Origin of the sequence: Roseateles sp., from assembly GCF_019237615.1 — a bacterium.
Lineage (GTDB): Bacteria > Pseudomonadota > Gammaproteobacteria > Burkholderiales > Burkholderiaceae_C > Pelomonas.
Window position 1 is genome coordinate 45,561 of record NZ_JAFAGT010000060.1, and the last position, 19,173, is coordinate 64,733.

The 19,173-nt window shown below is 72.0% G+C and carries 18 protein-coding genes; 12 read left to right on the plus strand and 6 right to left on the minus strand.

Going from position 1 to position 19,173, the window contains the following annotated elements; genetic code table 11:
- The first annotated feature begins 1 nt into the window (after position 1).
- The 8 genes from JOY88_RS11835 to JOY88_RS11870 are packed head-to-tail and all read left to right on the plus strand — an operon-like array spanning position 2 to position 8,574.
- A complete protein-coding gene (locus tag JOY88_RS11835) occupies positions 2–793 on the plus strand; it encodes a type II secretion system protein (protein WP_293502621.1) in 792 nt (263 codons plus the stop codon).
- Entirely contained in the window at positions 790–1,239 is a 450-nt protein-coding gene (locus JOY88_RS11840) for an agglutinin biogenesis protein MshP (protein WP_293502623.1), read from the plus strand. The genes JOY88_RS11835 and JOY88_RS11840 overlap by 4 nt, the downstream gene beginning before the upstream one ends.
- Positions 1,236–4,079 (plus strand): DUF6701 domain-containing protein, encoded by a 2,844-nt coding sequence (locus JOY88_RS11845; protein ID WP_293502625.1) that lies wholly within the window; start codon positions 1,236–1,238, stop codon positions 4,077–4,079. Before JOY88_RS11840 ends, JOY88_RS11845 begins: the two co-directional genes overlap by 4 nt.
- Positions 4,079–5,062: a hypothetical protein gene (locus tag JOY88_RS11850; protein ID WP_293502626.1), complete on the plus strand. Its 984-nt coding sequence runs from the start codon at positions 4,079–4,081 to the stop codon at positions 5,060–5,062. The genes JOY88_RS11845 and JOY88_RS11850 overlap by 1 nt, the downstream gene beginning before the upstream one ends.
- A complete protein-coding gene (locus JOY88_RS11855; protein WP_293502628.1) occupies positions 5,062–5,748 on the plus strand; it encodes a PilN family protein in 687 nt (228 codons plus the stop codon). The genes JOY88_RS11850 and JOY88_RS11855 overlap by 1 nt, the downstream gene beginning before the upstream one ends.
- Positions 5,745–6,410 (plus strand): hypothetical protein, encoded by a 666-nt coding sequence (locus tag JOY88_RS11860; RefSeq protein WP_293502630.1) that lies wholly within the window; start codon positions 5,745–5,747, stop codon positions 6,408–6,410. The genes JOY88_RS11855 and JOY88_RS11860 overlap by 4 nt, the downstream gene beginning before the upstream one ends.
- Positions 6,407–6,817 (plus strand): hypothetical protein, encoded by a 411-nt coding sequence (locus tag JOY88_RS11865; RefSeq protein WP_293502631.1) that lies wholly within the window; start codon positions 6,407–6,409, stop codon positions 6,815–6,817. Before JOY88_RS11860 ends, JOY88_RS11865 begins: the two co-directional genes overlap by 4 nt.
- Positions 6,814–8,574, plus strand: a complete 1,761-nt coding sequence (locus JOY88_RS11870) for a pilus (MSHA type) biogenesis protein MshL (RefSeq protein ID WP_293502632.1) — start codon at positions 6,814–6,816, stop codon at positions 8,572–8,574. Before JOY88_RS11865 ends, JOY88_RS11870 begins: the two co-directional genes overlap by 4 nt.
- Here the strand turns inward: JOY88_RS11870 and selD are convergent, their stop codons facing one another.
- Together selD and senB are read right to left on the minus strand one after the other, a co-directional pair.
- Entirely contained in the window at positions 8,575–9,639 is a 1,065-nt protein-coding gene (gene selD, locus JOY88_RS11875) for a selenide, water dikinase SelD (RefSeq protein WP_293502634.1), read from the minus strand. It abuts the gene before it with no gap.
- Positions 9,636–10,607, minus strand: a complete 972-nt coding sequence (senB, locus tag JOY88_RS11880) for a selenoneine biosynthesis selenosugar synthase SenB (protein WP_293502635.1) — start codon at positions 10,605–10,607, stop codon at positions 9,636–9,638. Before senB ends, selD begins: the two co-directional genes overlap by 4 nt.
- Between senB and senA the strand changes: the two genes are divergently transcribed.
- From senA to phnE, 4 genes are read left to right on the plus strand one after another with little or no spacing between them, the layout of a single operon-like run.
- Entirely contained in the window at positions 10,602–11,768 is a 1,167-nt protein-coding gene (senA, locus tag JOY88_RS11885; protein WP_293502636.1) for a selenoneine synthase SenA, read from the plus strand. The genes senB and senA overlap by 6 nt on opposite strands.
- Positions 11,769–11,778: 10 nt before the next feature.
- Positions 11,779–12,609 carry a phosphonate ABC transporter ATP-binding protein gene (locus JOY88_RS11890; RefSeq protein ID WP_293502637.1) on the plus strand — a complete coding sequence of 277 codons (831 nt, stop codon included), beginning with the start codon at positions 11,779–11,781 and terminating at the stop codon, positions 12,607–12,609.
- Positions 12,600–13,427, plus strand: a complete 828-nt coding sequence (locus JOY88_RS11895; protein ID WP_293502638.1) for a PhnE/PtxC family ABC transporter permease — start codon at positions 12,600–12,602, stop codon at positions 13,425–13,427. Before JOY88_RS11890 ends, JOY88_RS11895 begins: the two co-directional genes overlap by 10 nt.
- A gap of 4 nt (positions 13,428–13,431) precedes the next feature.
- Positions 13,432–14,229 (plus strand): phosphonate ABC transporter, permease protein PhnE, encoded by a 798-nt coding sequence (gene phnE, locus JOY88_RS11900; protein ID WP_293502639.1) that lies wholly within the window; start codon positions 13,432–13,434, stop codon positions 14,227–14,229.
- Here the strand turns inward: phnE and JOY88_RS11905 are convergent.
- The 4 genes from JOY88_RS11905 to JOY88_RS11920 form a co-directional block, all read right to left on the minus strand.
- A complete protein-coding gene (locus JOY88_RS11905; RefSeq protein ID WP_293502641.1) occupies positions 14,223–16,052 on the minus strand; it encodes a right-handed parallel beta-helix repeat-containing protein in 1,830 nt (609 codons plus the stop codon). The genes phnE and JOY88_RS11905 overlap by 7 nt on opposite strands.
- 115 nt (positions 16,053–16,167) lie before the next feature.
- The gene (locus JOY88_RS11910) at positions 16,168–17,049 is read right to left on the minus strand and encodes a DMT family transporter (protein ID WP_293502643.1); all 882 of its coding nucleotides are present in this window, start codon (positions 17,047–17,049) and stop codon (positions 16,168–16,170) included.
- Positions 17,046–17,540: a methylated-DNA--[protein]-cysteine S-methyltransferase gene (locus JOY88_RS11915; protein ID WP_293502645.1), complete on the minus strand. Its 495-nt coding sequence runs from the start codon at positions 17,538–17,540 to the stop codon at positions 17,046–17,048. Before JOY88_RS11915 ends, JOY88_RS11910 begins: the two co-directional genes overlap by 4 nt.
- A complete protein-coding gene (locus JOY88_RS11920; RefSeq protein ID WP_293502646.1) occupies positions 17,537–18,997 on the minus strand; it encodes an Ada metal-binding domain-containing protein in 1,461 nt (486 codons plus the stop codon). Before JOY88_RS11920 ends, JOY88_RS11915 begins: the two co-directional genes overlap by 4 nt.
- Positions 18,998–19,173 lie beyond the last annotated feature (176 nt).

The following is a 19,173-nucleotide window of genomic DNA, read 5'->3' on the forward strand; positions in this document are numbered from 1 at the left end:
CATGAGGGCAGAACGCGGCTTCACGCTGATCGAGTCGGTGATGGTCATCGCCATCACCGGTGTCGTGATTGCCATCGTGGCCGTCTTCATCGCGCCCGCGACGACGGCCTATTTCTCGAGCTCAGCGCGCGCCCAGCTCGGCGACGAGGCCGACACCGCACTGCGCCGCATCGGCCGTGACCTGAGCCGGGCCCTGCCCAACAGCGTCCGCGTTTCAGCCAGCGCGCTGAGCGTGGAGCTGATCCCGGTCAGCGGCGCAGCGCGCTATGCGACGGAGTCAGGCAACCCGCTGAAGTTCGGCGTCGTCGACGCGGGCTTCGACATCGTCGGACCGCCGCTCACGCTCAGCCACGCCAGCCAGCAACTGGCCTGGTACAACCTCGGCGCCGGCACCCCCGACGCCGATGCCTACACCCTCAGCAACGTGCGCACCTCGACCAGCGCCGCCGGCAACGCCAGCAGCGTCGGCATCACCGGCGCGCCGCTGCCCAACCCGCTGCAGGCGCCGCCGTTCCGTGTCTACGCCATAGAGCCGCCCGTCAGCTACCGCTGCGACCTGGCGGCCGGCACGCTGACGCGCTACAGCGGCTACGGCTTCAACGCCGTCCAGCCCGACCCGCCTTCCGGCGGCAGCAGCGCCGTGCTGGCCCGCGACGTGACAGCCTGCCTCTTCGGCTACGACCCCGGTGCCGTTGCCGCCCGCTACGCCCTGGTCACGCTGCAGATCTCGCTGAGCCGCAGGGGCGAGACGGTCAGCCTCTACCATGCCGTCCACGCGGACAACCTGCCATGACCACGGCGCGCGGCTTCACGGCAATGACGATGCTGTTCATCCTGGTGGCGCTGGCGGCCCTGGGGGCCGCGCTGGCCTCGCTGAGCCAGCGCCAGCAGCTCGGCTCGGCGGGTGAGCTGGCGGCCGCGCGGGCCTACCAGGCCGCGCTGGCGGGGCTGGAATGGGGTAGTTGGCAAGTCTTGAGCGGCCCGGCCGGCACGCCCCAGCCGGCCTGCTTCGCCACCAAGAGCATTGCCCTGGCCGACCAGCTTGCCGGCTTCGCGGTCACCGTCAGCTGCACGCGCACGCCGTCCAGCGGCACCGTCAGCGACGGCGACCAGAATCTGGCCTTCTACGCGCTGCAGGCGACCGCCTGCAACCTGCCGGCCGGCGGCGCCTGCCCCAACGGGGCGACGGCAGAGCCCACCTACGTCGAGCGGCAACTGCTGCGGACGCTGTCCCGATGAAGAGCTCCGCCCTCCTCGTCTTCCTCGGCCTGCTGCTGGTGGCGACGCTGAGCCGCGCTGCGCCCAGCTATGTCGGCGCCAGCACCCAGGCCCAGTCGTCGCCGACCAACCTGATCTCGCTGACCCCGCCTCCCGGCCTGGCCGCGGGCGACATGATGCTGGCCGTGCTGGTGCAGCGTACCGGCAGCGTGCCGCTGGACCAGAACATGATCAGCGTGCCCACCGGCTGGGTGCTGGTGCGCAGCCAGGACGACGGCATCAACAACTCCATCGGCCTGTCCATCTACCGCAAGCAGGCCACCGCCTCGGAGCCGGCCAGCTACGACTGGAAGCTGGGCTCCACGGGCCGCGCCGCGGGCGCCGCGCTGGCCTTCCGCGGCGTGGACACGACGACGCCCATAGACGCCAGCGCCTCGCAGTCCAACGCCGCCTCCGCCACCTACACGGCGCCCTCCGTCCTGACGAGCACGGCCAGCGCCCTCCTCGTGGCCGTCCACACGGCCGTGAACGGCAATGGCAGCGTCGCCACCCCCAGCGGCATGACCCAGGCGGTCAACATCGGCACCAGCGCCGGCCCCAACGGCCTGGTGCTGGGCACCTCGTATGCCGCCCAGGCCGGCGCCGGGGCGTCGGGCAGCAAGCAGTCCAGCGGCAACGCGGTGCTGGCCAGCCTTGGGGTGCTGGTGGCGCTGCGCAGCGGCGGCCCCTCGAGCAGCACCGACCACTATGAGCTGTCCCTGCCCACCAGCAGCCTCACCTGCCTGCCCACGACGCTGACCGTCAAGGCCTGTGCCAACGCCAGCAGCCCCTGCACCAGCGTCGACACGACGGTCAACGGCAGCGCGGGGTTGAGCAGCAGCGCCGGCACGCTGGCCGGCAGTGTCGTCAGCTTCAGCAACGGCGTCGCGACGACCACGCTGAGCCTGCCGGCGGGCGCGGACGGCACGGCCGTGGCCGTGACGCTGAGCGGGGAGACCGTGCCTGCCGCCAACGGCCGGCAATGCTGTCCCAACGGCGGCAGCTGCAGCGCCGCCAACAGCTGCACCACCACCTTCAACCGGGCCGGCTTCATCATCTCGGCAAGTGCCGGCGGCGGCGTCGCCAGCCTGCCCACGCAAACGGCCGGTACAGCGTCCAGCGGCCTCTTCCTGCGCGCCGTGCGCAGCAACACGACGACCCAGGCCTGCGAGCCCGCGCTCAGCGGCAGTCGCAGCGTGAACTGGGCCTATCAGTGCAACGACCCGTCGACCTGCAGCGGCGGCAACCTGATGAGCGTCAACGCCGGCCTGCCCACCACCGTCCAGCGCAACGCCGCCGCCGCGGCGCTGGCCTACTCGGCCGTGGCGATGACGTTCGATGCCAACGGCAATGCGCCGTTCACGCTCAACTTCGCCGACGTGGGTCGCACGACCCTGTACTTCAACACCACCATCAACGGCGACCCGCTCAGCGGCGCCAGCAACGCCTTCGTCACGCGGCCCGGCGGCTTCACGGTCGACAGCGTCAGCAACGCCGCTGCCGCGCCCAACCCGGCCGCCGCGGGCCCTGGTGACGCCGTCTTCACGCAGGCCGGCGCGCCCTTCGGAGCCCGTATCACGGCCGTCACATCGGGCGGCGTCGCGACGCCCAACTTTGGCCGCGAGAACACGCCCGAGGGCGTGCTGCTGACGCCCGGCCTGGTGCAGCCGGCCGGAGGTGCGACCGGCACGCTAGGCAACGCCACGCTGGCCGGCGGGCAGTTCAGCGGCGGCAGCGCCAGCGTCGCCAATCTCAGCTACAGCGAGGTGGGCATCATGCAGATCACGGCCTCCACGGCCAGCAGCGCCGGCTACCTGGGCAGCGGCAGCGTGACGGGCACGCCCAGCGCCAATGTCGGCCGCTTCGTGCCGGCCGGCTTCGTGACCAGCGGCTTCGCCGTCACGCAGCGCAGCGATCTCGGCTGCAAACCAGCCTCCGACTTCAGCTACCTGGGCGAGAACTTCGTCGTGGCCTTCACGCTGACTGCGCTGAACACGGCCGGCGCGACCACGCAGAACTACACGGGCAGCTTCGCCAAGCTGGCCGTCGCGACGCCGGTCAACCTCAACCTGGCCGGCGTCGCCGGCGCGACGTCGTTCAAGGGCGCAGGGCTCCCCACCTCGGCCGGCAGCGGCAGCTGGAGCAGCGGCGTGGCCAACGTGCGTCTGACAGCCAACGCGGTCCGCGGCACCAGCCCCGGCGGCCCCTTCGACACGGCCCAGTTCGGCATCGCGCCCGTGGATGGCGACGGCGTCGGCATGCTGGCGCTGAACCTGGCCACCAGCCCGCCCTCGACCACCGTCGACCGCAGCCTGCTGGGGCAAGTCCGGCTGCGATACGGCCGCCTGCGCTTGCAAAATGGCATGAGTGCCCCCAACCGCGCGCTGACCCTGCCGCTGACGGCCCAGTACTGGGACAGCGGTCTCGCCGCCTACAGAACCAACACCTTGGATTCCTGCACCAGCGTCAGCGCCGCAAACCTGAGCTTCGGCAATTTCCGACCGAAGCCGCTGGGCGTCAGCATGAACCCGGCCAGTGTCACCGTGGACCCCGTCAACGGCAGCTTCATCACGCTGACTCAGAGCAGTGGCGCGCGCCTCAGCGTCGACGTCGCCATCGCCCTGGACGCCGCCTCGCCGCCGCCCGACCAGTCCTGCCTCGCCAAGGCGGGCTGGGCCCCCACGACGCCGGCAACGCAGGGCGCCAACCTGGCGAGCCTGCGCGGCAACTGGTGCGGCGCCAGCAACGACCCCGGCGCCCGAGCGAGCTGGGGGCTGTACCGCGGCAGCGACGGCGTCCTCTACCAGCGGGAGAACTTCTGATGCGCTGGCCCTGGTCCCCGCGCAGCAGCTCCCAGCGCCTGCTGCTGCGCCTGGCGGGCGGCCGGCAGGCCTTCGTGCTGACCGATGGCGCGCCGGGCGAGGCCCCGGTGCGGCTGCTGCGCTGGGGCCTCGTCGACGCGGCAAGGCCCGTCCCAGCTGGCGAGGCCATCGCGCTGCTGGACCCGGCAGACTACAGCATCCTCAAGGTCGACACGCCCAACGTGCCGCAGGAGGAGCTCAAGGCCGCGGCGCGCTGGCAGATCAAAGAGCTGGTGGATGTGGATGTCGCCGAGCTGACGCTGGACGTCATGCATGTCGGCGGCGACATCCAGCGGGCGCAGCGCCAGCTCTTCGTCGTCGCGGCGCGCAACAGTGCCATCAAGGCCTTGACCGACGGCGCCGCCGGCCTGACCGACCAGGTTTCCATCGTGGACATCTGGGAGACGGCGTTGCGCAACCTGCTGGCCCTTCGGGCCCGGGCCGACGACCTCGCCGCGCGCGCCTGTGCGGCCGTTCTCATCGAAGAGGGGCAATGCCTGCTGGTCGTCTGCGCCGGCGACGAGCTCTTCTACACCCGACGCATCGAGGCCGACCCCGCCCTGCTGGCCCGGGCGCGTGGCGAGCAGGCCGATGGCCCCGCCCCCGAGCTGCCGCTGGGCTTCGAGTACCAGCCCGGCGGTGACTTCGAAGGCGGCACCGCCCGGGAGTCGCCGCTGGTCGTCGAGCTGCAGCGCTCCATCGACGTCTGGGAGCGCAGCTGGCCCGAGCTACCGCTGGCGCGCCTGTACGCCGTCTCGGCCTCGAACGGCCCCGAGGTCGCTGCGCTGATCCAGCGCGAGCTGGGCCTGCGCACCGTGGCCCTGGACCCGCTCGCTGCCTTCGCCGCCGGCCACCCTGAGCCCGAGGGCGACGCCGCCCAGGCCCTGGCCGCCTGCATTCCCCTGCTGGGCGCCGCCCTGCGCACCGAGACCAGGCAGCTCTGATGCCGCAGCAGATCAACCTCCTCACGCCCATCCTGCTGGCCCCGAAGCGCTACTTTTCGGCGCTGACGCTGCTGCAGGCCACCGGGCTGCTGGTCGCAGCCGGCCTGGCGGCGGCAGCGTGGATGCAACAGCGCGACCGGCAGGCCGCGCTCGACCATCAGGCCTTGCTGGCCCGCTACGCCGCCGAGCGCCAGCAGCTGAGCGTGGCGCATGCGACGCTGCCCGCGCCGCAGGACGTCAACAGCCTGCAGCAGCAGCTGCAGCCGCTGGAGGCCGGCAACGCCCAGCGCCGGGCCCTGCTCGCCAGCCTGGGCAGCGAAGGCGGCCGCATGGCCGGCCAGCGCCATTCCGACCTGCTCGCCCTCATCGCCCGCAGCCTGCCGGAGTCCGCCTGGCTCAGCGAGCTGCACTACGCGCCTGGCCGGGTCGAGCTCATCGGCGGCACGCTGGACACCAGCGTGCTGCGGCCGTGGCTGGGCCAGCTCGGCGCGCACCCGCTGCTGGTCGGGCAGGAGCTTTCGGCGCTGCGCGTCGAGCGCAGGGGTGCGGCGGAGGGCGCCGTCGGCAGCCACCCCCTGCTGGAGCACGGCGGCCTGCTGGCCCAGAGCCCCCTGCCGGTCTGGGCCTTCCGGGTCGTCAGTGCGCCGGCGGCTGCGGCCAGCGCTGCTTCGGGAGGTGCACGATGAAGGCACAGACCGACCAGGCCCTGCTGCGCCGCTTGCGGGCCGCCTGGGAGCGCCAGGCTCAGCGCATCGATGCGCTGAGCCTGCGCGAGCGCAGCTTCCTCTTCCTGAGCCTGCTTGCCGTGCTGGCCGCGCTGTTCGATACGCTGGTACTGTCGCCGCATGCCGCGCGAACCGCACAGCGCCGCGAAGAGGCCGCGCGGCACGCCGCCGAGTTGGGCCAGATGCGTGATCAGTTCGTCGCCGCCAGCCAGGGGAGCAGCGACCCTGTCGCCCGGCTGCGTCGCCAGCTCGACGGCGCCCGTACCGAGCGCGCGCGCCTGGACGAGGCCTTGCGCCGCGCCGGCTCGGCCAGCGCCGGCGAGGGGCTGGCCGTCGTGCTGCAGCGCCTGCTGGCGCAGCAGCCGGGCCTCGTGCTGGAGCGCTTGCGACTGCTGGACGATGCGCCCGTCGCCGGCGAGCATCAGCCGGCGCTTGATGGCCTGAGCTGGCAGGGCGTGGAGCTGCAGGTGCAGGGCGGCTATCACGACGTCCAGCGTTATCTGCAGGCGCTGGAGCGCGAGCTGCCCGGCCTGCGCTGGGGCCAGATGCGCCTGAGCGCGGGCGGCGGCAACGAAGCGTCGCGCCTGCAGGCCGAGCTTTTCCTGCTGAAGGTGCATCCATGAGAGCCCCCGCGCTGTTGCCGCTGCTGCTGCTGCTGCTGGCGCTCGTGCCAGCCCGCGCCGACGAGCCCACCCGCGACCCGACCGCCTGGCCGCCAGCGCTGCGCAGCGCGCTGGCCGCCGCCGTGCCGGCGTCGGCCGCCTCCGGCGCCGAGGACGACAGGGCCATCCGCCAGGTTGTCTTCGCCGAAGGTCGCGGCTACGTCGTGCAGCGTGGCCGCCGCCATGGCGTCGGCGAGCGACTCGACGGCGCGCGCATCGAGCGCATCACCGAGCAGGCTGTCTGGCTGCGCGAGGCCGGCCAACTGCGCCGCGAGCCGCTGTACGGCGGCGTCGAGAAGCGCCCGCCCGCGCCGCCGCCCCCGGCCGCGTCGGCCGCCGCCGCCAGGAAATCCAAGGAGAAGCCATGAAGGCCCCCGCCCCCCGTCTCTTGCTGCTCAGCGCCGCCGTGCTGCTGGCGGGTTGCGCGGACAAGCCGCTGCGCGTGGCCCAGCCCAGCCAGGCGTTGCGCGAGGAGCTGCAGGCCCAACGCACGGTCCCGCCCGCGCTGGCGGCCTCCGTCCCTGCCGCGCCGTCCCAGCCTGCGCCGCCCCCCGCGCCCGCCCTGCCACCGGAGCCACGCTTCGACCTCATCGTCAACGGTGCGCCGGCCCGCGACGTCTTCCTGTCGCTGGTCAGCGACACGCGCTACAGCATGCTGGTGCACCCGGCAGTGGCAGGTCCGCTGTCGGTCACGCTCAAGGGTGTCACGCTGCGCGAGTCGCTGGACGCCATCCGCGAGGTCTACGGCTTCGACTATTCCATCGACGGCCGCCGCATCACCGTCTTTCCGCCGACGCTGCAGACCCGCGTCTTCACGATCAACGCGCTGGCCCAGCAGCGCAGTGGCCGCAGCGAGGTGCGCGTCTCCTCCGGCGCCGCGCCGGCTGGCTCCACCGGCAACACGGCCGCGGGCGTCTCCGGCAGCACCAACACCGTGCTGCAGCAGGAAAGCAGCCAGCTCAGCACCAAGGTCATGGCCGACTTCTGGAGCGAGACGAGCAATGCGCTGAAGGCTCTGGTCGGCGCCGGCGAAGGCCGCACCGTCATCACGAGCCCGCAGACCGGCACGGTTGCCGTGCGCGCCATGCCTGAGGAGTTGCGCCATGTCGAGGCCTGGCTGAAGGCGACGCGACTGTCCGTCGAGCGCCAGGTCATGCTGGAGGCCAAGATCGTCGAGGTCGAGCTGCGCGAGGGCTACCAGAGCGGCATCGACTGGTCGCGCGTCGGCGACCGCGGCGCCATCGGCCAGACCAGCGTCAACCCCTCCATCCCCACCGGCGTCAGCACCATCATCAACCCGCTGGTCAGCAACACGCGCGGCCTGCCGGTGCTGTCCACCGGCACGCAGAGCCCCGCCTGGCCCGACCTCATCCCCCTGCCCTCGGCGGGCGGTGGCAGCTTCGGCCTGGCGCTGTCCCGCGGCGGCTTCCAGGCACTGCTGAGCTTCATCGAGAGCCACGGCGACACGCAGATCCTGTCCAGCCCGCGCATCGCCACGCTGAACAACCAGAAGGCCGTGCTCAAGGTCGGCACCGACGACTACTTCATCACCGGCATCAGCGGCAGCAACAGCAACAGCAGCACAAACAGCACCGGCACCAACGGCGTGGTCAACCAGATCCCGACCTTGACGCTGACGCCATTCTTCAGCGGCGTCGCGCTGGACGTGACGCCGCAGATCGACGCAGCCGACATGATCACGCTGCACGTCCACCCCTCGGTCTCCAACGTGACCGAGAAGGTCAAGCAGGTCGACCTCGGTTCGGTCGGCAACTTCCGCCTGCCGCTGGCCAGCGCCAGCGTCAACGAGAGCGACACCGTCGTGCGCATCCCCGACGGCCACATCGTCGCCATCGGCGGCCTGATGCAGATGGAGGCGACGCGCCGAGGCTCGGGCCTGCCCGGCGCCGACAGCAACCCGCTGACGTCCATGCTGTTCGGCAACCGCGCCAACAACGGCCGCAAGCGCGAGCTGGTGGTCCTCCTCAAGCCCAGCATCATCCGCAGCGCGGAGGACTGGGAGCAGCACAATCGCCTCGTCAGCGAGTCGCTGGACGACACGGAGAGCCGGTCGCGGCGTGTGATCCGCCTGGACGGGGCGGCGGAGGTTCGTCCGCCGAAGTAGTCAGGCCTGGATTCGCAGCGGCCGCTCGCCGGTCGGCGTGACACGGCCCACGACAGCCGCCGCATCGAATCCGTGACGGGCGAAGGTGGCCAGCACCGCATCCACGGCGCCCGGCTCGCAGGACACCAGCAGGCCACCGCTGGTCTGGGGGTCGGTCAGCAGCGCGCGATCCTCTGCGGCGAAGCTCTCGGGCAGTTGCACGTCGCCGCCATAACCGGCCCAGTTGCGCCCCGACGCGCCGGTGACGAAGCCCCGCTCCGCCAGCTCGCGCACGCCCGCCAGCAGCGGCACCGTGCGCCAGTCCAGCTCCACCGTGCAGCCGGCGCCGCGCGCCAGCTCCAGCGCATGGCCGGCCAGCCCGAAGCCGGTCACGTCGGTCAGCGCATGCACGCCCGGCAGCGCCGCGAGGTCCGGCCCCGGCGTGTTCAGCCGCGTCGTCGTCGCGATCATGCGGGCATAGCCCTCGGCGTCGAGCTGCTCTTTCTTCAGCGCCGCGCTCAGGATGCCCACGCCCAGCGGCTTGCCCAGCACCAGCATGTCGCCGGGCCGCGCATCGGCGTTGCGCTTGACGCGCTTGGGATGCACCAGGCCCAGCGCGACAAGGCCGTAGATGGCCTCCACCGAGTCGATGGTGTGGCCACCGGCGATGGGGATGCCCGCCGCGCGGCAGACCGAGGCGCCTCCCTCCAGCACGCGGCCTATGGTCTGAGTGGACAGCACGTTGATGGGCATGCCCACCAGGGCCAGCGCCAGGATGGGCCGGCCGCCCATCGCGTAGACGTCGCTGATCGCATTGGTCGCTGCGATGCGGCCGAAGTCGAACGGGTCGTCGACGATGGGCATGAAGAAGTCCGTCGTCGCGATCAGGGCCTGTTCTTCGTTGAGCTGGTAGACGGCGGCGTCGTCGGCCGTCTCTATGCCCACCAGAAGCTCCTTGGGGATAGGCAGGGCCGTCGTGCCCTTCAGGATCTCGGACAGCACGCCCGGCGCGATCTTGCAGCCGCAGCCGCCGCCGTGGGACAGCGAGGTCAGGCGGGGTTCGTTGGAGGGGATGGGAGCATTCATGGCTGGGAGGTCTTGGCAAGCAGCGCACCGACGAGGCGGCGCAGCGTGCCCTGTTCGGCCTCGGGCGCGAACAGGGCGGCGCGCGGGCTGAGCAGGGTGGTCAGTCGGGGAAGCATATCGGCATCGTCGCGGGCACGGGCAAGCAGGGCCGCCAGGCCCTCGTCGTCGCCGGGTTCGAAGAGGCCCTCGTAGCCCTCGCCCAGCAGGCCCAGGTTGCCGTCTATGCGCGAAGCCAGCACCGGCGTGCCGCTGCGTATGGCTTCGATGACGACATGGGCGCCCCCCTCCATGAGGCTGGCATGCACCAGCACATGGGCGGCCTGGATGTGCCGTCGCACGGCTGCGTGCTCCATGCCGCCCAGCCAACGGAAGTTCGACTGCCCGGCCGCCAGCGCGGCGGCCTCCGCGCCCAGCGCCGGGTCCAGCGCGGCGCCGATGTGGTCGAGCCGTAGGTCGGACCGCCCGGCAAGGCGGCGAGCAGCACGCCAGTAGGTGCGAGGGTCCTTCTCGTCGCGCAGATGGCCCACCATGACGGCACGCAGATGCCGGTGGGTATGGACCCGCGGCGCGCGCGCCGCGCAGGACTGCAACACCACATGGGCCTTGGCCTGCAGCGCCGCCGGCAACTGGCGCGGGCCCAGCTCGTTCAGCACGACGAGGGCGTCGGCCAGCACCAGCGAGCGCTGGGCGCCGGCATCGCTGCCGATGTCGCGGTAGAGGTCAGTCCCGGTCATCACCAGCACCAGGGGACGCGCCGGATGGGCCGCGTGCCAGGCCGCGATGGACGCCGCCGAGCGGCGCGCATGTAGCGCGATCAGCAAGGACTCGTCGCCCCCGTCCCAGCGTTCGGCCAGGCGCACGCGGTAAGCTGGTCGCAGCAGCCGCGCCCAGCGGTGGGCCGTCTGCCAGTTGCCGTTGTGGGCCTGGGCCAGGGCCGGCGTCACGATGACGAGGGAATCACGATGCACGACAGCAGCCTAACCCGGGTCGCCCTGGATGCCCGTCGGGGCGGCCCCGAAGTGCTCGCCCGGGCGCTGGAAGCCAGCCGCGCCGACACGCTGGCCACCTTCGCCGCCTTGGCGCAGGCCCTGCCCCGGCTCGCCGTGCCGCTGCGCGCCGAGATCAACCCGCCGCTGTGGGAGCTGGGCCATGTCGGCTGGTTCCAGGAGTTCTGGGTCGGACGCAATCCCGAGCGGGGGCTGGGGCCGCGCGCCGACGCCCGTGCCCCGCGCCGGGCGCCGCTGCGCGCGAATGCCGACGCCCTCTACAACTCCGGCGAGGTGCCGCACGACAGCCGCTGGCAGCTCCCCCTGCCCGATGCCGCCGCGACGCGCGACGACCTCGCCCGCCAACTGGCCCAGACCCAGGCCCTGCTGCGCGAGGCCGGCGACGGCGACGACGCGCTCTACTTCTTCCGCCTCGCGCTGCTGCACGAGGACATGCACCACGAGGCCGCCCTCTACATGGCGCGCGGCCTGGGCCTGCCCGTCGTCGATGCGCGCTGGCAGCCACTGCCCCTGCCTGCACCGCCGGCAGCCCTGGAATTCGACGCGGGCCAATGGCGGCTGGGCAGCGACACCGACGCCGGCTTTGCCTTCGACAACGAGCTGGCCGGCCTCGACGTCGCGCTGCAGCCCTTCAGCATCGACGCCCAGGCCGTGCGCTGGGCCGAATACCTGCCCTTCGTCGAAGCCTGCGACCAGCCTGCGCCGCGCTATCTGCGCCGCGACGATGGCCGCTGGCAGTCATGGCGCCACGGCCAATGGCAGCCGCTGGACCTCTCCCTCGCCGCCTGCCATCTGACCCGCGACGAGGCCCAGGCCTGGTGCCTTTGGGCGGGCCGGCGCCTGCCGACCGAGGCCGAATGGGAGTTGGCCGCCTGCACTCGACCCGAGGACTTCCGCTGGGGCGACGTGTGGGAATGGACAGCCAGCCCCTTCGCGCCCTTCCCCGGCTTTGAGCCCCACCCCTACGGCGACTATTCCGCCCCCTGGTTCGACGGCCGCCCCGTGCTGCGCGGCGCCTCCCACTGCACCCAGCCGCGCATGCGCCATCCGCGCTATCGCAACTTCTTCCCGGCCGCGCGCAGCGACGTGCCGGCCGGCTTCCGCAGTTGCGCGGCCGGCTAGAGTGCGGCCGGTGAAGATCTCCCTGCTAGACCTGAGTGCCCGCCACGCGACGGCGAGGCGCGACGCGGCCGCTGCGCTGACCGGCCTGAGCATCGACATCGCCGAGGGCGAGCAACTGGCCGTCATCGGTCCCTCGGGCGCGGGCAAGACGACGCTGCTGGAGGTGCTGGCCTGCGCCCGCCCGCCGGCCTCGGGCCGCCTGGCGGTGGACGGCGCAACGCCCTGGTCGCTGCCGCGCCGCGCGCTGCAGGCCTTGCGCGGGCGGCTCATCCTGGTGCCGCAGGTGCCGCCGCTGCCGCCGCGCCAGCGCGTCGTGACGGCCGTCCTGGCCGGGCGGCTGCCCGGCTGGAGCCTGTGGACGGCGCTGCGCTCACTGTTCTACCCGGTCGACATCCCCGCGGCCGATGCGGCGCTGGACGTCTTCGAGCTGAGCGACAAGCTGTTCGAGCGCGTGGACCGCCTGTCTGGTGGCGAGCGCCAGCGCGTAGGCCTGGCCCGCGCCCTGGTCGCGCCGGCGCGGCTGTGGCTGGTGGACGAGCCGCTGTCGGCCCTGGACCCTGCCCGCGCCCAGCGCGCCATTGCCGCCCTGGTGCGCGAGGCCCGTGCACGCGGCGTGACGCTGGTGGCCACGCTGCACCAGGTGGACGCCGCGCTGGCTCATTTCCCACGCATCCTGGGCCTGCGCGAGGGTCGGCTGGTGTTCGACCTGCCCGCCGCCGAGGTCACGCCCGAGCTGTTGGCACGCCTGTATGCCCAGCACGAGGACGAGCTGCTCGGCGGCCCAGCACCGGCCGACGACCGGCCCCGGCCCGCCCCGCCCGTGGTGATGCAATGCCGCTGAACGCCGCTGCGCGCCGTGACCCCGCCTGGCTGGGCCGCCTGGGCCTGGCCGCCGCCGGGGCCGTGCTGCTGTGGCCGCTGCTGGTCGCCACCGAGTTCAAGCCCTGGCTGCTGCTGGAGCCCGACTCGCTGCGCGTCACCGGCCGCTTCGTCGGCAGCTTCTTCCCGCCTGCCTTCGGCAGCGACTTCCTCTGGATGCTGGCTCGCGAGACCTGGCGCACGGTGGCCATTGCGACGGCCGGCGTGACACTGGCGCTGCTGGTCGCGCTGCCACTGACGCTGGCGGCCACGCGGGCGCTGTCGGTCTCGGCGCTGGCCGGAGCGATGGCGCCCCTGCCCTACGCCGCGCGCCAGCTCGTGCGCGGCCTGCTCATAGGGCTGCGCAGCATGCCGGAGCTGGTCTGGGCCCTGGTATTCGTGCGCGTCGTGGGCCTGGGACCCACGTCGGGCGTGCTGGCCATCGCGCTCACCTACGGCGGCATGCTGGGCAAGGTCTATGCCGAGATCCTTGAGAGCGGCGACGCACAGGCCTCGCAGACGCTGCTGCGCAATGGCGCCACCCGGATGCAGGCCTTCGCCTACGGCCTGCTGCCGCAGAACGCCGCCGAGCTGACCAGCTACACCGTCTACCGCTGGGAATGTGCCATCCGCAGCTCGGTGGTGCTGGGCTTCGTCGGCGCGGGCGGCCTGGGCCAGCAGATGGACAGCTCGATGAAGATGTTCGCCGGCGGCGAGGTGGCGACCATGCTGCTGGTCTTCGTGGCCCTGGTCGCGCTGGCCGACCGCCTCAGCGCCGCACTGCGGCGTGCGCTGGGTTGACGCGATGAAGCCATCGCACAAGCTCCCGCCGCCGCTGTTCAGCGCCCGCTGCCGTGCCTGCTGGCTGGTGGCCGGCGTGCTGGCCCTGGTCGTGGCCAGCTTCGCGTCGCTGGACCTGAAGCTGGCTAACTTCGCGTCAGGCGAGGCGCTGGCCAGCATGGGCCGCTTCATGCGCGAGTTCTTTCCGCCTGATTTCAGCCCCAGCTTTGTCCGCAAGGTGGTGGACGGTGCCTGGGAAACGCTGGCCATGTCGGCCCTGGGCAGCTTGCTGGCGGCGCTGGCCGGTCTGGCCCTGGCCCTGCCGGCCAGCCAGCTGAAGCGCGGCCGCGCTGCGGCACGCCTGCTGCTCAATGCGTTGCGTTCGGTGCCCGAGCTGGTGTGGGCGGCCATGCTGCTCATCAGCGCCGGCCTGGGCCCCTTCGCCGGCACGCTGGCCCTGGCCATCCATACCAGCGGCGTACTGGGCCGGCTGTTTGCCGAAGCGATCGAGAACGCGCCACCCGGCCCCGGCGCCGCGCTGCGCACGCAGGGCGCGGGCGCGACCCGCGTGTTCCTCTACGCCACGCTGCCGCAGGTGCTGCCGCAGTTGATGAGCTACACGCTCTACCGCTGGGAGAACAACATCCGCGCCGCCGCCGTGCTGGGCGTCGTCGGCGCCGGCGGCCTGGGCCAGCTGCTGATGTTCCACATGGGCCTGTTCCAGATGGACAAGACGGCCACCGTGCTCATCGCCATGCTCGTGCTGGTCGCGCTGGTGGACGGCGCCAGCTTTGCGCTGCGCCGCTGGATGACACGTCAGTAGGCGCCTGGCAGATGGGTGGCAGTGCTCCACCCCAGCAGCTTGCGCAGGTCCGCCGGCACCGGCAGCGGCAGCACGCCCTCGGGCACCCGGGCCAGCTCGAAGCGGCGCAGCTCCGGGCTGCGGAAGACGGCGCCGCCGTCGGACGCCAGCGCCCTGCCCCTGATCTCCACGCCGGGCACGGCCTGGCGGAACTCGTCCAGGCTGGCGAACTGGGTCTGGCAGGGCGTGCCCGGCACGGGCGCCCAGCCGACCAGCGGCTGGCCGCTGCCGGAGCGAAGGTAGACGTTGCCGTCTATGCGCGCCGTCATGGCCTCGCTGACCTTGCCGCAGATGGCCGGCGCCTGTTCGATGCGCAGCAACGGCCCCTTCACCGCCGCGTCGGCCACCACCAGGTTGGCCTCGAAGACATGGCCCACGCGCTCGTTGACGTCCGGCCCCGTCTGCGGATGCCAGCCGAAATGGTCGCCCTGGGCGCTGCGTTCGTTGCGGTCGATCAGCACCGGCGAGTTGACGAAGGTGTTGTGCTGCACCCTGGCGCCCGCGCTGTTCAGCACGCGCAGGCCCTGCTGGTTGTTCACGAACACGTTGCCGGCGACCGTGACACCCTTGGAGATCTCGAAGAACAGGCCGGCGAGCGCGCCTTCGACGTGGTTGTTGACGAAGACGCCGTCGACGTTGCCGACGTCGTACCAGACGCCGTTGGAGTACGGCTGCTCGACGACGAGGTTGTCCCGCAGCGTGACTCGGTAGGACTGGTTGAAGATCTTCACCGCCGACGGGTAGTAGCCGGTCAGCCGCCGGACGTTGTTGCGCCGGATGAGGTTGCGTTCCAGGAGCACGTCGGACGAACCGATGACGTAGATGCCTTCGGTGCCGGTGTCGCTGACCAGCGAGTTGCGGATGACAAGCTTGTCGCCGCGGAAATAGCCGGCCACGCGCGAGCAATGGGTGATCGTGACGTTCTCCAGCAGCGTGCCGACGACTTCCTTGCCGTGCTCGGCCTCGGCAGACGGGCCGACCGGGTCGTCCGTCGGCTCCTCGGACACCGGTGTCGAGGGCTTCCTGCCCTCGATGTCGATGGCGCGGTAGGCGTATTGCGTGAAGGTGAGGCCGCGCAGCGTCGGGCCCTTGCGGTCTGATTCCTTGCCGTGCACCTTGCGGGACGGACGATGCAGGGCAACGTCGTGCGCTGTGATCTCGACGAGGCGTCCGGCCGGGTTCACGCCGATGTAGACATGACCCTTGGCATAGTCGACGAAGAAGCCCTTGGCGCCGACCTCGCCCGGCCAGCCGGCGGACTGCAGCGCCTCACCGTCGACGAAGACCATGTCGTTGTTGAAGCGGTGCAGAGGCGTCAGCATGCCCTCGCGTTCGGCCCGCCACCAGCCCAGCGGCGCCGCGGGGAAGAGCGTCGCCCACTTCGTGCGCCAGACGTTGTTGCCCAGGCTCTCCCACTCGGTCGCCACGCGCGTGCCCTTCAGGACCGGTATTTCATCCTGATAGGGCTGGATGGTGATGCCCTGGTTGAGTTGCAGCCCGCCCGTGCGGTAGGTGCCGCCGCGCATGATGATGGCGTCGCCGCTGACGACGCGGTCCATGGTGGCCTCGATGGACGTCGGCTCGCCGATGGAGCTCCCTAAAGCCTGGGCCTTGCCCTCCGGAGCGACGAAGTAGACGTGGGCCGCCTTGGGCAGCGCATAGCGTTGCGGCACGGGCCCATAGGGGCCGCCCGAGGGCTGGGCGACGGCAGCGCTGCCCAGCAACTGCGCGGCGACGAGGCCGAGTCCGGCGGTCCAGCGGGACGGGTGGAACAGGAAGCTCATGCGGTCTCCATATGCGCAAAGGTAGCGCTACCAATTCTTATGGAACGCACCCTACCACTGTTTGTGACAGTCGCTGCGCCGTCAGGGCGGCTCCCGGGAAATCCCGGGGATCCCCTCAACGTGCCTTGGGGCCCGCCAGCCCCAGCGCCAGCGCGATGCCCACCAGCACGACGGCGCCGCCTGCCACCATCTGCGCCGTGACGGCCTCGCCCAGGAAGACCGCGCCCCACAGGATGGCGAAGAGCGGGATCAGGAAGGTGACGGAGACCGCATTGGTCGGCCCCACGCGGCTCATCAGCCGGAAGTAGAGGATGTAGGCCAGCGCCGTGCACAGCGCCGCCAGCGCCAGCGCGGCGCCCCAGGCCACGCCGCCGGGCATGGCGGCGGGCCACAGCCAGGCGGCCGGCAGCGCCAGCAGCAGCGCCGCGGCGAACTGGCTGCCGGTGGCCACAGCCAGCGGCGATACGCCGGCGAGGTAGCGCCTGGTTGCGTTTGCGGCCAGGCCGTAGCAGAGCGTGGCCATCGCGCAGGCCCCCACGGCGAACAGGCCGCTGTGGTCCGCGCCGGCCTTGAAGCTGGCCTTGTCCCAGGCCAGGAAGGCAACGCCGGCAAAGCCAATGACCAGGCCCAGCACGCGCAGCGGCGTCAGCCCCTGGCGCAGCCAGACGAACGCGACGATGGCCGTCCACAAGGGCGTCGTCGCGTTGACGATGCTGGACAGCCCCGCCGTGATGGACAGCGCCGCGAACGAGAACAGCGCGAAGGGGATGGCACTGTTCAACGCGCCGACCAACAGCAGCCCCTTCCAATGCGTGCGCAGCGCGGCCATCTGCCCCCGCGATGCCAGCAGCGGGATCAGCATGACGCTGGCCAGGCCCACGCGCACGGCGGCCAGCGCGATGGGACCGAACTCGTGGGCGCCGAGGCGCATGAACAGGAAGGACGCGCCCCAGAGCGCCGCGAGCAGGACCAGTTCGCCGATGTCGAAAGTCTTCATGCTGCGACGCTCTCCAGCTTCAGCAAGGCCTGCTTGCGTTCCAGGCCGCCGGCATAGCCGGTCAGCGAGCCATCGGCACCGACGACACGGTGGCAGGGGATGAGGATGGAGATGGGGTTGCGGCCCACGGCCGCGCCCAGCGCGCGCGCAGCCTGCACGCGGCCCAGGCGCCGGGCCAGCCGGCCATAGGTGTCGGACGCGCCCGGCGCGATGGCGAGCAGGGCCTGCCAGACCTCGCGCTGGAAGGCCGTGCCGGCCGGGTCCAGCGGCGGCATCGTGAACGGCCTGCCACCGAAGTAGGCCCGGAGCGCCGCCTCGGCCGCCGCCAGCACGGCGTCGCTACCGTCGTCCTCGGGCACGTCCAGCGCGCCGGGGTGGTGCTTCTGGCCGTCGAACCAGAGGCCCGACAGGCCGGCGGCGCTTCGCGCCGCCGTCAGCGCGCCCAGTGGCGTCGCGATGCGGCGCTGCAGGATGTGATGCTGGGTGTTCATGAATGTCTCCAGAGATGCAGGACGGCGTAGCTGCGGAAAGGGCGCCAGTGCTCGGCGGCGGCGAGATAGGCCTTGGCCGACACCGGTGGCCCGTCGCCGCTGAGCGCCTTGCGCAGCACGACGTCGCCGGGCGGGAAGCTGTCGGGCCAGCTCCAGCCGCGCATCAGCATGTAGCCGGCCGTCCAGGGGCCGACGCCGGGAATGGCCGTCAAGGCCTCGGCCGCGGCCTCGGGCGTGCCCTCGCGGCGCGCAAAGGCCAGCGTGGGCCAAGCACTGGCCAGCGCGATGAGGCTGTCGGCGCGGCGGCCGATGATGCCTAGCGACGCGATGTCGTCGCGCGTCGCGGCGGCGATGCGTTCGGGGGCGGGGAAGAGCCGGCTGCAGCCATCAGGAGCGTCGGCCAGGGGCTCGCCGAAGCGTTCGGCGAAGCGGCCCGCCAGCGTCCGCGCGGCGGCTACGGTGACCTGCTGGCCCAGCACTGCCCGCACGGCCAGCTCGAACCGGTCCACGCAACCCGGCAGGCGCTGGCCCGGCACGGCGCCCTCGCCCAGCGCGGCGGCGATGGCCTGCGGGTCGGCATCCAGGTCCAGCCAACGGCGCAGGAGCGGCAGCAGCGAGCCGGCGGCCGGCCACAGCGTGGGCGACAGCTCCACGCCGACCTCGCCGGACTTGTCGAAGCTCACGCGCAGCCAGCCGGCGTGGCGGCGGCCGGCGTGGGTCAGGGCCAGCGTGCGGGTGACGCCATGCCCGTCCACGGCCTCGACGCCGGCAACGGCGCGCGGCGCCAGGAAGGCCAGCACGCCGGCCACGTCGTAGGGCTCGCGATAACCCAGCCGCAGCCTTGAAACCGGGTTGGACGGCCCTGCCCCGCCGCCCTCGCGCCCGACACGGCGAAGGGCCGTGGGCTGCAGCCGGTAGTGCTCGACGAAGGCGGCGTTGAAGCGGCGCAGGCTGGCAAAGCCGGCCGCATAGGCGACCTCCTGGACGGGCAACGTGCTGTCCGTCAGCAAGGCCTTGGCAAGCAGGAGGCGGCGCGTCTGCAGGTATTGCAGCGGCGAGACGCCATGCTCGGCCTGGAAGATGCGGCGCAGGTGGCGGCTCGTGATGCCCAGGTAGGCGGCAAGCTGTTCGACGCTGGCCTCGGCGTCGTCGCAGGCATCCAGCCAGGCGGCCGCCTGGGCCGCCAGCGTGCGCGAGGCGTCCATCGTCGTCCACGGCAGGGGGCGCGGTGCCAGCTCGGGGCGGCATTTCATGCAGGGGCGGAAGGCGGCGGCCTCGGCCTGGGCAGCCGTCGAGAAGAAGCGGCAGTTCTCGCGCCGCGGCAGGCGCACGCGGCAGACAGGGCGGCAGTAGATGCCGGTGGACGTGACGCCCACGTAGAGCCGCCCGTCGAAGCGCGCGTCACGCGCTTGCAGGGCGGCGTAGGCCGCGTCGGGGGGCAGGATCTCGGACGCCATGCAACCAGTCTAGGGCTCGTCCCTGCCAGATCCTGGCAGTTTTCGGACATGCCCCTGGAGCGGCAATGTTTGAACGAACGGCCATGACCGAAATGGTACGGAGAAGCAAAACCGTTGGGGCTCTTAGGGAGGGACAGAGGGCTGCGGGCGGTGGAGTCGCGTCGATGCAATGCGAT